Origin of the sequence: Agrococcus casei LMG 22410 (genome assembly GCF_900163565.1) — a bacterium.
Lineage (GTDB): Bacteria > Actinomycetota > Actinomycetes > Actinomycetales > Microbacteriaceae > Agrococcus > Agrococcus casei.
In genome coordinates, this window is sequence record NZ_FUHU01000020.1 from 101,400 (window position 1) to 115,169 (window position 13,770).

The following is a 13,770-nucleotide window of genomic DNA, read 5'->3' on the forward strand; positions in this document are numbered from 1 at the left end:
CCAGAATGGCGCAGCCGAATTCACCAGCAGGCAACGAGATCGCTCCGCTCGACTGTGAGCCGAGCTCGATCCGCACGCGTGGCACCGCAATCGTCGACCTCGGCGAGAGCATGGTGGAGAGCGCGAGGGTGCTCAAGGGAGTGAAGGAATCTGACTACGGTCAGTTCGGCAAGGCAATTGACAAGCTTCGCAACCTCACCGACGACACATACGAGATGCTCGACAAAGCAGGCAAGCTGTATTCGCCTACCGGAGAGTATCTGGTCACGTATGCCGATGCCATTGCGACTCCGCACTGGAATCTTCGCGTGTACTCCGGAAACTGCGAGACGCTGTGGACTGAGTACGAGGCGCTTCCTGGCAACAAGGATGCTGACCCTGAGGCGAAGGGCGACGACAAGGACGACCCGGATGCAAAGGCCGCTGATGCTCAGAATGAGGCCAAAGAGGCCAAGTATCAGGAGTGGGTCACAGAGGCGAACTCCTACGACAGCAACTACAAAGACTGGTCCGATGCATTCGACATCGCAGTCACCAACATCGGCGACGTCCTCGACGACGGCCTCGAAGATGACTTCTGGGACAGGGTCGACCAGGTCGTGGGTTGGATTCAGACGGCACTGACGATTGCCGCCATCGTGCTCGCGATCGCCGGCATGATCATCGGTGGCCCGATCATCGCGGCGATCGCCGCTGTGGTTGCCGTCGTCACGCTCGCCCTCACGATCTATCAGGCGATCCGAGGCGACAAGGGCTGGCTTGACGTTGCTCTGGCGGTCGTCGGCGTCATACCGTTCGGCAAGGTCGGCATGCTCTGGAACAAGGCCGGCCTGAAAGAGTTCGGCAAGACTGCTGTCAAGAACTTCAACCCGAAGACGTACAAGTCTGGTGCGAGCGCACTGAAAGATGTCTGGAAGTCTGGCTCGGGCAACCGCCTCGCCACCTTCATGAAGCAGGGCGACGGCATCCTGACAGTGCCGAAGGGCGAACGAGGCGTCGAGATCCTTTCACAGCTGGCCTTCGGCAAGAGTTCCGAGGGGCTCGGCGACTCGTTTGCCAAGCACTTCACGAATATGCGCGGAACAGGATTCTTCCCGCGTCTGCTGACAGCACCTCTCAGCTTGGTCGGCGGATCGATCGAGATCACGCACTCGTTGGTCGGTCAGGCCTTCAAGTACTCGGGATGGGTCAGTTCGATCGGTGGGCTCGGTGGCCTTGACATCCCCAGTCTGAAGACGGCGCCGAAGGCGACGACCCCGTTTGGTGAGCTGCCCGTCCTCGACATCCCCTGGTGATGCCTCCTGCCGATCCTGTTAGTGTGAAGGCATGACTGCAGAGCCCGGCCGCTGGGACATAGAGTTCGACGTTCGCATCCCGGGGTGGCTTGAGATTCCGCGTCTTTCCGGGGCTGACCACGAGGGATTCGCAGACGGTGCAGTTGCGGATCTGCCCGAGCTCCTCGGTGACTCCTGGAGCCCTGAACGAGAACCGCTGGCACGCGACATCATCCGTCAGGGACTCGAGCAGCGTGACGACAGCACTGACTTTGCATTTCAGGTCTGGTCGAGGCAGATCGATGCCGTTGCAAGTGTCGAGGTTCGGTTCGGCAGTGCTGCGGGCATGCCTGATTTTGCGGCCGACGGTTACCGAGTGCGGCCCACTGACATGGCCACGAACATCGGACCGGGGTTCGAAGCAGTGCTCACCCGGCAGATGCAGTTCGAAGACGAGGACCTGCCTGTGGTCACCGTGGCGCACGCCCTCTTCGTGTTCTCAGACGGAGATTCAGCGCTCGTGGTCGAGGTCGAGCCGACTCCGGTAGACCTGCTGCGAGTAGTCATGATCGGCCTCGGCGGGCTCCTCGACTCGCTGACCATCACTGCCTCGGACGGCACTCGTTTCTCGACCGTGCCCGATGACCCGCTGGTCGCGCTCGATACCATCTGGCCGCAGCCGAAGGACGAAGCAGCGGGGGGCGCTGAGAATGACTGAGCTGAGCCGGGACTGGCCGGCCGAGGTGCTCGACTGGGCGAGGACTGCTCCCGAATCTGAAGCACTGCCGCTTTCCAGGGTCGAGTCGAAGGTCAGGTTGGCGGCCGGAGACCTTGAGAAGGACCTGTGGGCTCTGAATGTTCTGGAGGGCCTGGCCTGGCTGGCGGCTATCGTGGCGCCCGCTGCGTTCATGGCATTCCAGCCGACTCATGGCGTGCTCACCGGAATAGAGACCGACACGGCTGTCGTCATTGCTGGTGTCTGCTTCGCCCTGGCACTGCTCGGCCCTGTTCTCTCCATGGTCCGGTGGCTGCGTCGTGGTCGGCGCCGCTCGGGGCTCACGGTCTGGACGAACGGCTTCATCGCGATATGCACCGCAGCGGGTCTGGCCTTCATGTTCACGAGAATCTCAGTCAGCGGGGGAGCTGCCGGCGTATGGCCAGCAGTCGGCATCCTCACACTTGCGGCCTCCCTGCTGGTGCTGGGGCTGCAGTTTCTTGCGTCGAAGCCGAGCATGCCTGCCCAGGAGTCACAGACCGCTGACCAGATGCTGCAGGTGCGCAACGAGGCGCTCGGGGTGCTCCTTCGTCGTGGGCTCATCGATGACGAGACACACACACGAGCCGTTGGAACCGACTTCCGTCAACTGCACACGGTGAATGACCTCACATCGAAGGAGCAACGATGACGTCCAGCTTGCGCGACGAACTCGGAGCAGCCAAAGAGCCCGACTTTGAGTTCGACCTGCCTGCAGGCTGGGCGAAGACTCCAGTCAGCACGGCCGCTGAGAAGAGCGTTCAGTCTCAGCTCGCGAAGCGGCTGATGGCCGCGGGCAGGCCCGAGATTCTCGCTCAGCTTCGGCCCATGGTCAATCGCGCGTACTCGAAGATGCAAGACGCCAGGGCAATCGCCACGATAGGTCCGATGGAGCGCACTGACGACATGGTGATGGTGCCAGGCTCCATAGTGGCCTCCATACGGCGATCGACGGCCGAGATGACCGTGGATCAGATGGCAGTCGGCATGATCCGCAAGTTCAACGCGCAGCCGCTGTTCGGTGATCCGAGAATCATGCGATTCCGGACTGAGCGGGAAGAGGACATGCAGGGTGAGAAGATCATCATTGACACCGTGACCTACCTCACGCCTGTGCCGGGCTCGAAGCGTCAGAAGGCATTGCAGTTGACTGCTTCGTTCATGAGGCCTGTCGATGTGCCGGCCGACGACGAGCCCGCAGTCCGCATCCGCGCTCTTTTCGACGCAATTGTCAGCTCCCTGCGATGGATCGAACCGAAGTCCTAATGGGGACTTCTCCTCGTTGTGCTGGGGTGGTGTGGTTCGTAGTGTGGTTGTTGTACGGGCCCGGAGTCGGGCTGAATTTTAAGGATGTGAATGATGTCGGATTTCGGCGCCACCTATGACGAGATGGACTCGACTGCGAAGCAGCTCGATGACGGCAAGGACGAGATTGATGACCTGATGGACAAGCTCCAGGGTTATGTTGATGACCTTGTGGCTGATGGTTTCAAGACGGAGAAGGCTTCGGGCAAGTTCCAGGAGGGCTACCAGGAGCTGACGGACGGCATGAAGTCGGCTGCTGAGGGTGTCACGGACATGGCTGAGGCTCTGCGTCAGATGGGTCAGGCTATTCGCGACCTCGACGACCAGCTCGCCGGCTAAGACGCCAGCTGAGTTTTCGGGCGGGTGCTCCTTCGGGGGCACCCGCCCTTTCGCATGTCAGCAGACGCTGTCCGAAGGTGAACGTGCGCTGTGTGGGGACTTCTCCTCGTTGTGCTGGGGTGGTGTGGTTCGTAGTGTTGTGGTTGTAAGGGCCCGTAGTCGGGCTGAACTCTCATATGAAGGATGTGAATGATGTCGGATTTCGGCGCCACCTATGACGAGATGGACTCGACTGCGAAGCAGCTCGATGACGGCAAGGACGAGATTGATGACCTGATGGACAAGCTCCAGGGTTATGTTGATGACCTTGTGGCTGATGGTTTCAAGACGGAGAAGGCTTCGGGCAAGTTCCAGGAGGGCTACCAGGAGCTGACGGACGGCATGAAGTCGGCTGCTGAGGGTGTCACGGACATGGCTGAGGCTCTGCGTCAGATGGGTCAGGCTATTCGCGACCTCGACGACCAGCTCGCCGGCTAAGACGCCAGCTGAGTTTTTGGGCGGGTGCTCCTTCGGGGGCACCCGCCCTTTCGCATGCTGTGTGTCCATTCACAAGCAGTTCACCGGCTGTTCACAGCAAGCGCCCAAGCCGTCCATGAGGGATGGTTACGTTCGATCCCGTGCAAAGCTCCGCTCACCGCTCGGCCCTTCGGCGCAGGAGCGCGCGCAACTGGACGACATTCCTGCTGTTCGCAGGCCCCAACATCGCCCTGATCCTGCTGTTCATCTACTACCCGCTGTTCGCGAACATCCGCTTCTCGATGCTCAACTGGCGGCTCGGCGCAGACACGGCTTCGTTCGTCGGCTTCGACAACTATCTGCGGTTCTTCACCTCTGAGACCGGCGCCGAGGTCTGGCGAGTCACTGGCGTGTTCACGCTTGCGACCGTCGTCGGCTCGATGGTGCTGGGGCTTGCTCTCGCGGTGGTGCTCAACCGCCGCCTTCCGGGCAGGACCATCGTCCGCACGGCGGTGTTCTCTCCCTACGTGCTCTCGGGCGTGGGCGTCGGCCTGGTCTGGAGCTTCATCTTCGACCCGAATCTGGGCGTGCTGAGTCACGTCTTCGCGTTCTTCGGCAAGAACTCGCCCGAGTGGTTCCTCGACCCTGACCTGGCGCTGGTCATGGTCATCGTCGTCTACATCTGGAAGAACCTCGGCTACTGTGCCGTCATCTTCCTGGCTGGCCTGCAGTCGATTCCCAATGATCTGCTCGAGGCTGCGAGCGTCGACCGATCCGGCTCGATCCGCACCTTCTTCAGGGTCGTGCTGCCGCTGCTCAGCCCCACGATGTTCTTCATCCTCATCACCAGCATCCTCAGCTCGATGCAGGCCTTCGACGTGCTGCGCATCATGACGCCCGACGGCAACGGAACGAACACCATCCTGTTCGAGGTGTACCTGCAGTCCTTCGGCGCGTATCAGCGAGCCGGATACTCGGCGTCGATCTCGGTCGTGCTGTTCCTCGTGCTGCTGATCGTCACCGTCGTGCAGATCCGGTTCGTCGAGCGGAAGGTGCACTACGCATGAAGCGCGCACTGACTCCGAAGAAGCTGTGGTCTGCTGTGCTCGGCGGCTACCTGCCCATGCTGCTCGCACTGCTCATCATCGTGCTGCCGCTGGTGTGGATGGTGATCTCGTCGTTCAAGCCGGTCGGCGAGATCGTCACGGTGACTCCGACGATCTGGCCAGAGGACCCGACGTTCGACAACTACCAGCAGGTGGCCGAGCGGGTGCCGCTGGGGCAGGTGTTCCTCAACAGCATCATCACCACATCCGTCGGCTCTGCGATCAAAGTCATGCTGGCGATCACGACCGCCTACGCGCTGGTGTTCATCAACGTGCGCTTCAAGAACGTGATCTTCCTGGGCATCCTCGTCGCGCTCATGGTGCCGCCCGAGGTCGCGATGCTGCCAAACTACCTGACGATCTCGGGGCTGGGCGGCCGAAACACGCTGTGGGGCATCATCCTGCCGGGCCTCGGAACAGCCTTCGGCACGTTCCTGCTGCGGCAGCAGTTCAAGACGGTGCCGATCGCGCTCGTCGAAGCGGCCGAGCTCGACGGAGCCGGGCACTGGAAGCGGCTGTGGCGCGTGATCGTTCCCGTCTCGGCGCCGACCATTGCGACGGTCGGGCTCGTGACGATCGTGAACGAGTGGAACAACTTCCTGTGGCCGCTCATCATCACCGACTCGGTCGACAAGATGACGCTCCCGGTGGGGCTGAACCTGCTCAATTCGATCGAGGGGCAGACCGGCACCTACGGCATCCTCATGGCCGGCGCCGTGCTCGTCATCGTGCCCGTGCTCATCATCTTCGCTGCGCTGCAGCGCTACATCGTGGCCGGACTCACCCAGGGTGCGGTCAAGTGACACCCATCCCGAACAAGGAGAAGAACCCCATGTCCAATCGCTCCCCGCACCGCCGCATCCGCGGTGCCTCACTCGTCGCGGCCGTTGCCGCGGCAACCCTCGCGCTGACCGCGTGCGGTCCCGGCGTCTCGACCGACGCCGACGCCGACGCTGACGCAGCGGTCGACACCGACTTCGCGAGCATCGAGCCCGCCGACTCGATCACGTTCTGGTCGAACCACCCCGGTGGCTCGATGGATATCGAGAAGGATCTCATCGCGGCCTTCGAAGACGAGACCGGCATCACGGTCGAGCACGTGACCGCGGGCGCCAACTACGAAGAGGTCTCGGAGCGATTCCAGACCGCGCAGGCTTCGGGCGACGTCGGCGATGTCGTCGTGCTCTCGGACGCCACCTGGTTCACGAACTACCTCAACGGCTCGCTTGCGCCCGTCGACCCGCTGTTCGAGGCGATCGAAGCCGACACCGGCACGTACCAGGAAGCCCTGTACGGCGACTACCTCTACGAAGGCTCGCACTACGGAGCTCCGTATGCGCGCTCGACCCCGCTGTTCTACTACAACGCCGAGCACTACGAGGCTGCCGGCCTCGATGCCGCGCCCGAGACGTGGGAGGAAGTCGCGTCGCACTCGCAGGCGCTGACCGACTCCGACACAGGCGCGACGCCGTTCGCCTTCCCGCCGCAGGCCGAGTACCCGGCGTGGACCATGTCGAACCTGGTCTGGGGCCACGGCGGCGCCTGGAGCGACGAGTGGGACTTCTCTTCTGTCTCAAGCCCCGAGACTGTCGAGGCGCTGCAGTTCGCACAGGACGCAGTGAACGACGACTGGGCGACCGTCGTCAGCGGTGACCCGGCCACCGACTTCTCAGCTGGTGCTGTCAGCCAGGTCGTCGCGTCGACCGGATCGCTCAGCGGCATCCTCGAGACGGCCGACTTCGAGATCGGCGTCGGATTCCTGCCGCTCGGACCCAGCGGCGACAACGCCGTCGTGCCCACTGGCGGCGCCGGCCTCAGCATCGCCGCGAAGTCGACGCCCGAGCGTCAGCTGGCCGCGGCGATGTTCATCGACTTCGTGACCAACTCCGAGAACACCGCAACGTTCTCGGCAGGAACCGGCTACCTGCCCGTTCGCACCGATGTCGACATGAGCGACGTCTACGCCGAGACTCCGGTCTTCGAGGTAGCCGTCAACCAGCTCGAGAACGCTCGCTCGCAGGACTTCGCTCGCGTGTTCCTGCCCGGCGGCGACCTCAACCTGTCGCAGACGCTGCAGGAGATCCTCACGACCGATGCAGACGTCGAGGCCACCCTCGCCGACCTCGAGGCGACGCTGCAGGATCTCTACGACAACGACATGGCGCCCCTGCTCGAGCAGTAGGCACCGTTCGCACTGAGCGGGGCGGGAGTGCCAGGAGGCTGCTCCCGCCCCGCCCGGGGCACGAAAGGATCGCATCAGTCATGGACCTCACACTCGAACGCGTCGGGCTTCGCTACCCAGGCGCCGACAGGAATGCCGTCGAAGAGATCTCGCTGCAGATCGCCGACGGAGAGTTCCTCGTGCTTGTCGGGCCGTCGGGCTGCGGCAAGTCGACGACGCTGCGGATGCTGGCGGGCCTCGAGCTGCCGACTGAGGGCACGATCCTCTTCGGCGACGAAGACGTGACGACCGCGCCCGCAGCCGAGCGCGACATCGCCATGGTGTTTCAGAACTACGCGCTTTACCCGCACATGACGGTCGAGGGCAACATGGAGTTCGCGCTCAAGAACATCGGTGTGCCGAAGGCCGAGCGCAGGGAGCGCATCGTCGAGGCGGCCAGGCTGCTCGACATCGAGCCGTACCTGGACCGCAAGCCTCGCCAGCTCTCAGGCGGGCAGCGGCAGCGCGTCGCCATGGGCCGTGCGATCGTGCGCGACCCCCAGGTGTTCATGATGGACGAGCCGCTCTCGAACCTCGATGCGAAGCTGCGCGTGCAGACTCGCACGCAGATCTCACAGCTGCAGAAGCGACTCGGCGTCACGACCGTCTACGTCACCCACGACCAGACAGAGGCGATGACGATGGGCGACCGCGTCGTCGTCATGAATGCGGGCCGCATCGAGCAGGTCGGCACCCCGAAAGAGCTGTACAGCCGCCCCGAGACGCTGTTCGTGGCAGGCTTCATCGGATCCCCGACCATGAACCTGCTCGCCGGGCGTCTGGAGTCGGACGGCGCATCCGGAAGACGTGTTCGTGTCGGTCGCAACCTGCTGCCGGTTCCTGCGGGACTCGAGTTCGAGCACGACGACATCGTGGTCGGCGTGCGTCCCGAAGACCTTGACACCCAGGCTCACGGCGGCGCAGAAGGCGGCGAGCACGACGAAGACCGCTTCACGATCGACATCGCACTGGTCGAGTCAGTCGGCTCTGACGTCTATGTCTACGGATCGGTGCACGGAGCCGAAGACGACAAGCAGCTGGTCGCCCGCATCGACAAGGATCACGAGCCGGTCGCGGGGGAGCGCATGACGCTCACGGCGGATGCGCGGCGCGTGCTGTTCTTCGACGCCCAGACCCAGCGGCTCATCGGATCGGGTGCCGGCGTCTGACGCTTGGGGACTTCTCCTCGTTGTGGGTGCGTCAGCTCAGTAGCTGTCTGGGAACAGCTGCAAGCTGAGCAGCATCGCTCCGAAGGCTCCGCCCAGGATGAGCGCGCACAGCGGCACCACGAGCAGCAGGCCTTGCATGCCGACGCCCATACCGCGATGCGTCTGCGGGGGGCTGTCTGCAGGCGGTGGCGTCAGCGATGTCAGCGACTGCGCACCCCGCCAAGCTGCCTCGAGCGTTGCGAATCCGCTCCAGGCAGCGGCCTCGCTGATGCGCCAGCGGCCGCGGCCGTAGACCGTGGCCGCGCTTGCGCGGCACTCGCTCTCGGCCTCTGGCATCGCCCGCTCGAGTTCTCGCAGCGGAAGCGACTGTGCGGCTGCGGCGACCTGCGCATCCGTCGACTCCTCCGGGACCAGATTGACCGCGGTCCAGTGGCTGTCTTCGAACTCCTTCACCACGTCGTGCTGATAGCTGCCAGCCTGCCAGCTGCCTTTCGGGGCGATGAGCAGCCGCGGTGTCTCGAGCGCTGTCGGCACCGTGATGTAGGAATAGGTCTCTTGTGAGATGCCCCATCCGAGCGCATAGGTGAGCTCCCACACGCCGACCTGGAATCCATCAGGCTGCGTGAGCTCGTACTGCACGGCTCCGTTGGAGCCTGAAGCGAAGCGGGCACCGTCCTTCTCGGCGGATGTGCGTCTCGGGATCACGTCGAGGCCGTTCGCCTCGGCGAAGCGGGCGAGGCGCACGCCGAGGGTCGACTCACGGCGGAGCCAGAACAGCAGATACAGCCACATTGCGAAGATGATGAGCGTGAATCCGCCAGCGAGCCCCGCGAAGGTCGGTCCGAAGAAGAAGCCGGCAGCTGAGACGACCACGAGCACAGGGGCCAGCCACAGCCCTGTGCCGTGCTGGCCGTGTCTGCCGTGCTGCTTCCTGAAGGCGCTGCGGTCGGCCTGCGAGACAGCGGATCGCAACGGAGCCAGGTCGAATTCTGCGTTCCGCGTCATGCTTCCACCCAATTTCGATGGCCGAGGGGACTTCTCCCCGGTGCGGTGAAGCGAGAGCTCTCGTAAAGTCGACAGATACGTGCTGCCCGGTGCGCCACCCTGTGTGGGGGTGTGTCGTTGCGTCTGTCGAATTGTGAAAGGGGGCGCCGCATGGAGCAAAACTTGCGGGAGTACCGCTATCACCATGAGGCTGCCAGCATTCGCTGGGGCGCAACGACGCACGTGGGGCTGCGCCGGCAGATCAATGAGGATTCGCTGATCGCCTCGTTCCCGGTCTTTCTGATCGCAGACGGCATGGGCGGTCATCAAGCTGGCGACCGTGCTTCTTCACTCGCGCTCGGCACGTTCGAGCAGCTGCTGGGCCCTGGCTTGCCGAAGGCCGACCAGGTTGAGAGCGCCATCCAGCGTGCCTTCGGAGCCGTGCTCGGAGCAGGCGCCGAGAATGCCGGCACCACCCTGACGGGCGGAGTTCTGACGCAGGACGATTGCGGCATCCAGTGGTACTTCGTGAACATCGGCGACTCCCGCACATACATGCTGCGTGGCGGTCAGCTCGAGCAGATCAGTGTCGACCATTCGGTCGTGCAGGAGATGATCGACTCGGGCGAGATGACCAGCGACGAAGCTAAAGCTCACCCGATGCGCAACGTGATCACGCGCTCTATCGGTGGCGGATACCTGACCAAGCCCGACACCTGGCTCGTGCCGGTGGAGCGCAACCAACGACTGCTGGTTTGCTCAGACGGCCTCACCGGTGAAGTCGACAACGCGACCATCGCGCGGGTGCTGCGCGCGCATCCGTCGCCAGCGAACGCAGCTGCCGAATTGCTGCAGCTCACCCTGCAAGCCGGCGCTCGCGACAACGTCAGCATCGCGGTCGTCGATGTCGACGCCGTCGATTCTGATGACGGTTGGGAAGACACCAATCGTCTGCTCGTCAGTGACACCGTTCCGCGAGGTGCATGATGGAGCACGAACTCTGATGCGGTGTGAGTTCAGCCCCGGCCGGGCATGGGCAGTCACGGCCAGGGGAGCGGTTGCGGTATTCGCTCCTGAGACCCCTGTTTCGATGCTGTCCGCCGCCCATGCGCTGCTCACGGCTGCGCGGGGCGCCAACAGTGTTGCGGCTTCGCTCGAGCGGCTCGGAGCGACTCCTTTCGCGGTGATCGTCGCCGATAGCCAGGGTGCGCGGGTCGTGCGCTGGAAGGATGTGCCACTGCAGGCAGACGCTGCTGAGGTGCCGCTTGCCCCCGAGTTCGTGGGTGTGCAGCAGGTGGTTCACGCGACGTCACTCGAGTTCGGCAACGTCGATGAGCTGCGTGACGGGACGCTTCCGCTCGAAGGCGGGGTCGCGAACGTGAGCGCAGTGCGGGTCACGCTCGACCGCCGCACGTCGCAGATTCCCGGAGTCATTGCACGAGCCGCAGATATTCGCATCGACGATGACACTGACGAGATCGCTGTGTTCACCTCTGATGAGATCGCCGAGGCACGCCGATCGAGCGTCGCATATGCAGATGAGCTCGCCCTCGCGCTGCCGACAGGCGACCTGATCCCTCTTGACAGGGGCGCCATTCTCGGAAGACGTCCGCACTCGAGCGGTGCTGACGGGGTTCGACCGCCGCGGCTGATCGCGCTTGGCGGCGACGGCCATGTCGTCTCTCGTAACCACCTGGCTGTCACCTGGGACGGCGAGCAGCTGCTCGCAGAAGACCTGGGCTCGACCAACGGCACGGCAGTCACACGATCCGGGATCGTGACGCAGCGACTCCTGCCCGGACACCCCATGCGCCTGCAGATCGGCGACTCGCTCGTGCTCGGCGACGGACTCACCGTCTCGATCGGCGCGCTCGCCCGCAAACCCGAGCTGGTCTAGCGCCCCTCATCTGGCCACCACTTTCACCTCTGCTGGCTGCGGTTCAGGTTCTGTTCTTCGGATCTTGCCTTCTGGGTCATCGCACGTTGGTGGAGGTGCGGAGCATGAAATGCGTAGCCACGAAGCCGACTCCGCTGATGATTGCGCACCCCTTTCCATGACGCCGACGCGTTTTCCTCTCATACCCCCAAACCCAGGCATCCACAAGACCAACGAATGGGGAGTTCTCACCCTCGCCAAACGCTCAGCATCTTCCTAGGCTCGTCCCAGGACCTACGAAGGCGGTGAGCCCATGCCAGACATCCGGCTGAGCTATGACGACCTGCGCGGTGCTGTCACGAACCTCGAGTACGTCGCAACACAGTTCGAGGCCTCCGGCGACACCGCAGACGCCTGCGCCGACGCCACCGCCCACGACCAGCTCGCCGGCCGAGTGCGCGAGTTCGCCGACAACTGGGACGACAACCGCCGCAAGTTCACCACCGCTGCCGATGACCTGGCAGCCGCGATCGAGCAGGTCCACGACGCATTCAAAGCCTTCGACCACGACTCTGCGAGCGGCTGATGGCACTCGAGCAGATCGACGGCCAGCCCCACGTCGTCGAGGGGCACGGCGAGACCTACGTCAACACCGCCGCGGCCATAGAAGACGCGATCACGATGCTGCGCCGCATTCGCGACGAAGACACCACGATCTCGAAGGCGATCGACCGCGTCCGCGATGAGTCGGGACGCGTCTCAGAAGAGATCGCAAAGGCGACCGAGCGCTACAGCGTGACCGGCGTCGCCCTCGTCGACTACGCCGATGAGCTGCAGGCCGCGCAGCTCGCCGCCGACGACGCGATCGAGAGCTACGCCGCAGCCGAGACGAGCCTGGCCGGAGCCGAGCAGGCACGCGACTCCGCGAAATCCGGCGACAGCGACGCCGACCTCAGCGGGTACGACAGCCAGATCGCCGTGTATCAGCAGGCGAAGTCGGATGCGCGGGCAGGGTGGGATGCCGCCCTCCAGCGCAAGAACACGGCGGCAGATGCCGCTGCGGCCAAGATCAACGAGATCATCAGCGACGCTGACATCAACGACTCGTGGTGGGACGACGTCAAAGGCTTCTTCTCAGAGGCCCTCGCCTGGATCGGCGATGCGCTGCAGGCAGTGCTCGAGTTCCTCGCCAAGGTCGTGGTGGCGATTGCGGCCATCCTCGCCGGGGTCGCGCTGCTCGTCGCGGCCGTGCTGGCCGGCCCGTTCGTCGCGGTGCTCCTGGTCGTCGCCGGCATCGGCCTCATCACCTGGGTGCTCACGGGCGGATCCAACTCCTTCCTCGAGACCCTCTTCAACACCGGCGACCTCGGCGCCGCGTTCACCGCAGGCGTGCTGAAGACGATCGACGCCATGTTCCCCGGCATTGTCGACTGGCTCGTGGCAACCGACCTCGGCACCCCCGAGTTCCAGCGCCACCACGAGCACCCCGACTTCATGCGAGACCTGCCGATGTCGTCGGGCGACATGCTGGCCGCCCTGCAGCAGGGCAATGTCGATGTCGACGGCCAGTACGGTGACGTGCTCAGCGAGTTCGGCCTCGACGGCGGCAACTCGTCGATGATCACGATCACCGAGGTCGTCGGCCCCGACGGCGAGGTGCGGTACCGCGTCAACATCCCGAGCACGCAGCAGTGGATGCCGAACGGCGACGGCATCAACGACATCGGCTCCGACGCGAACGCGAAGTTCGGCACCGAGCAGACCCAGCTCGAGCAGGCCGTCATCGACGCCATGCAGCGTGCGGGCATCGAGCCGGGCGACAGCGTGCTGCTGACGGGCTGGAGCCTCGGTGGCATCACTGCCGCCAACCTCGCCGCAGACTCTGACTTCACGAGCACCTACAGCGTCGACGGCATCGTCGTCTCGGGTTCGCCGATCGACGACGTCAACATCGACACGAGCATTCCGGTGCTGTCGTTCGAGCACGTCGGGGGCAACGGCTCGATGTCAGACCCGGTGCCCTGGCTCGAGAACCCCGACGGCGACTACTACGGCGACGACCCGAACCGCACGAACATCCAGGTCGAGCCGCCGTCCGACGCCCCGTTCGTGCCCCACAGCGGCGACGCCTACACGAAGAGCGTGCAGGATCAGGGCGACACCGGCGGCTCGCAGGCCGACGTCTGGAGCGAGCAGCATCTGCCCGACTACTTCAGTGACGAGGAGTCGAGCGATTCGTACGTCTACCGACGCGGCGACTCCGAGCCCGCGATCAATTAGGCTGGC

The 13,770-nt window shown here is 64.1% G+C and carries 15 protein-coding genes; 14 read left to right on the forward strand and 1 reads right to left on the reverse strand.

Annotation, left to right across the window (positions count from 1 at the left end):
* The first annotated feature begins 5 nt into the window (after positions 1–5).
* The 10 genes from CZ674_RS03385 to CZ674_RS03430 all read left to right on the forward strand — a co-directional run bounded on the left by CZ674_RS03385 (position 6) and on the right by CZ674_RS03430 (position 8,624).
* Positions 6–1,295: a hypothetical protein gene (locus tag CZ674_RS03385; protein WP_086991124.1), complete on the forward strand. Its 1,290-nt coding sequence runs from the start codon at positions 6–8 to the stop codon at positions 1,293–1,295.
* Positions 1,296–1,326: 31 nt separating this feature from the next.
* A complete protein-coding gene (locus CZ674_RS03390) occupies positions 1,327–1,992 on the forward strand; it encodes a hypothetical protein (protein ID WP_086991125.1) in 666 nt (221 codons plus the stop codon).
* Positions 1,985–2,680, forward strand: a complete 696-nt coding sequence (locus CZ674_RS03395) for a hypothetical protein (RefSeq protein WP_086991126.1) — start codon at positions 1,985–1,987, stop codon at positions 2,678–2,680. Before CZ674_RS03390 ends, CZ674_RS03395 begins: the two co-directional genes overlap by 8 nt.
* Positions 2,677–3,294, forward strand: coding sequence for a hypothetical protein (locus tag CZ674_RS03400; protein ID WP_086991127.1), 618 nt, complete (start codon positions 2,677–2,679; stop codon positions 3,292–3,294). The genes CZ674_RS03395 and CZ674_RS03400 overlap by 4 nt, the downstream gene beginning before the upstream one ends.
* Positions 3,295–3,384: 90 nt before the next feature.
* A complete protein-coding gene (locus CZ674_RS03405; RefSeq protein WP_234988403.1) occupies positions 3,385–3,672 on the forward strand; it encodes a WXG100 family type VII secretion target in 288 nt (95 codons plus the stop codon).
* Between the two features lie 189 nt (positions 3,673–3,861).
* Positions 3,862–4,149: a WXG100 family type VII secretion target gene (locus CZ674_RS03410; protein WP_234988403.1), complete on the forward strand. Its 288-nt coding sequence runs from the start codon at positions 3,862–3,864 to the stop codon at positions 4,147–4,149.
* A 122-nt stretch (positions 4,150–4,271) separates the two neighbouring features.
* A complete protein-coding gene (locus CZ674_RS03415) occupies positions 4,272–5,195 on the forward strand; it encodes a carbohydrate ABC transporter permease (RefSeq protein WP_086991128.1) in 924 nt (307 codons plus the stop codon).
* A complete protein-coding gene (locus CZ674_RS03420; RefSeq protein ID WP_086991129.1) occupies positions 5,192–6,037 on the forward strand; it encodes a carbohydrate ABC transporter permease in 846 nt (281 codons plus the stop codon). The genes CZ674_RS03415 and CZ674_RS03420 overlap by 4 nt, the downstream gene beginning before the upstream one ends.
* 29 nt (positions 6,038–6,066) lie before the next feature.
* On the forward strand, positions 6,067–7,416 hold the full coding sequence (locus CZ674_RS03425) for an ABC transporter substrate-binding protein (protein WP_086991130.1): 1,350 nt from the start codon (positions 6,067–6,069) through the stop codon (positions 7,414–7,416).
* An 80-nt stretch (positions 7,417–7,496) separates the two neighbouring features.
* Positions 7,497–8,624 (forward strand): ABC transporter ATP-binding protein, encoded by a 1,128-nt coding sequence (locus CZ674_RS03430; protein ID WP_086991131.1) that lies wholly within the window; start codon positions 7,497–7,499, stop codon positions 8,622–8,624.
* Positions 8,625–8,660: 36 nt separating this feature from the next.
* On the opposite strand, the gene CZ674_RS03435 is transcribed toward CZ674_RS03430, so the two are convergent.
* Positions 8,661–9,629, reverse strand: a complete 969-nt coding sequence (locus CZ674_RS03435) for a hypothetical protein (RefSeq protein WP_086991132.1) — start codon at positions 9,627–9,629, stop codon at positions 8,661–8,663.
* 150 nt (positions 9,630–9,779) lie between these two features.
* On the opposite strand from CZ674_RS03435, the gene CZ674_RS03440 reads away from it, so the two are divergent.
* The 4 genes from CZ674_RS03440 to CZ674_RS03455 all read left to right on the forward strand — a co-directional run bounded on the left by CZ674_RS03440 (position 9,780) and on the right by CZ674_RS03455 (position 13,764).
* The gene (locus tag CZ674_RS03440) at positions 9,780–10,595 is read left to right on the forward strand and encodes a PP2C family protein-serine/threonine phosphatase (RefSeq protein WP_086991133.1); all 816 of its coding nucleotides are present in this window, start codon (positions 9,780–9,782) and stop codon (positions 10,593–10,595) included.
* A 103-nt stretch (positions 10,596–10,698) separates the two neighbouring features.
* The gene (locus CZ674_RS03445; RefSeq protein ID WP_234988405.1) at positions 10,699–11,505 is read left to right on the forward strand and encodes an FHA domain-containing protein; all 807 of its coding nucleotides are present in this window, start codon (positions 10,699–10,701) and stop codon (positions 11,503–11,505) included.
* 292 nt (positions 11,506–11,797) lie between these two features.
* Positions 11,798–12,070 carry a hypothetical protein gene (locus CZ674_RS03450; protein WP_086991135.1) on the forward strand — a complete coding sequence of 91 codons (273 nt, stop codon included), beginning with the start codon at positions 11,798–11,800 and terminating at the stop codon, positions 12,068–12,070.
* Positions 12,070–13,764 carry a hypothetical protein gene (locus CZ674_RS03455; protein WP_086991136.1) on the forward strand — a complete coding sequence of 565 codons (1,695 nt, stop codon included), beginning with the start codon at positions 12,070–12,072 and terminating at the stop codon, positions 13,762–13,764. The genes CZ674_RS03450 and CZ674_RS03455 overlap by 1 nt, the downstream gene beginning before the upstream one ends.
* Positions 13,765–13,770 lie beyond the last annotated feature (6 nt).

Bases quoted from the DNA above. Each gene is read 5' to 3' on its own strand.
- CZ674_RS03420 (WP_086991129.1), top strand. From the start codon at position 5,192: ATGAAGCGCGCACTGACTCCGAAGAAGCTGTGGTCTGCTGTGCTCGGC.
- CZ674_RS03390 (WP_086991125.1), top strand. From the start codon at position 1,327: ATGACTGCAGAGCCCGGCCGCTGGGACATAGAGTTCGACGTTCGCATC.
- CZ674_RS03385 (WP_086991124.1), top strand. From the start codon at position 6: ATGGCGCAGCCGAATTCACCAGCAGGCAACGAGATCGCTCCGCTCGAC.
- CZ674_RS03395 (WP_086991126.1), top strand. From the start codon at position 1,985: ATGACTGAGCTGAGCCGGGACTGGCCGGCCGAGGTGCTCGACTGGGCG.
- CZ674_RS03410 (WP_234988403.1), top strand. From the start codon at position 3,862: ATGATGTCGGATTTCGGCGCCACCTATGACGAGATGGACTCGACTGCG.
- CZ674_RS03435 (WP_086991132.1), bottom strand. From the start codon at position 9,629: ATGACGCGGAACGCAGAATTCGACCTGGCTCCGTTGCGATCCGCTGTC.
- CZ674_RS03450 (WP_086991135.1), top strand. From the start codon at position 11,798: ATGCCAGACATCCGGCTGAGCTATGACGACCTGCGCGGTGCTGTCACG.
- CZ674_RS03400 (WP_086991127.1), top strand. From the start codon at position 2,677: ATGACGTCCAGCTTGCGCGACGAACTCGGAGCAGCCAAAGAGCCCGAC.
- CZ674_RS03405 (WP_234988403.1), top strand. From the start codon at position 3,385: ATGATGTCGGATTTCGGCGCCACCTATGACGAGATGGACTCGACTGCG.
- CZ674_RS03425 (WP_086991130.1), top strand. From the start codon at position 6,067: ATGTCCAATCGCTCCCCGCACCGCCGCATCCGCGGTGCCTCACTCGTC.
- CZ674_RS03415 (WP_086991128.1), top strand. From the start codon at position 4,272: ATGGTTACGTTCGATCCCGTGCAAAGCTCCGCTCACCGCTCGGCCCTT.
- CZ674_RS03440 (WP_086991133.1), top strand. From the start codon at position 9,780: ATGGAGCAAAACTTGCGGGAGTACCGCTATCACCATGAGGCTGCCAGC.
- CZ674_RS03430 (WP_086991131.1), top strand. From the start codon at position 7,497: ATGGACCTCACACTCGAACGCGTCGGGCTTCGCTACCCAGGCGCCGAC.
- CZ674_RS03455 (WP_086991136.1), top strand. From the start codon at position 12,070: ATGGCACTCGAGCAGATCGACGGCCAGCCCCACGTCGTCGAGGGGCAC.
- CZ674_RS03445 (WP_234988405.1), top strand. From the start codon at position 10,699: ATGCTGTCCGCCGCCCATGCGCTGCTCACGGCTGCGCGGGGCGCCAAC.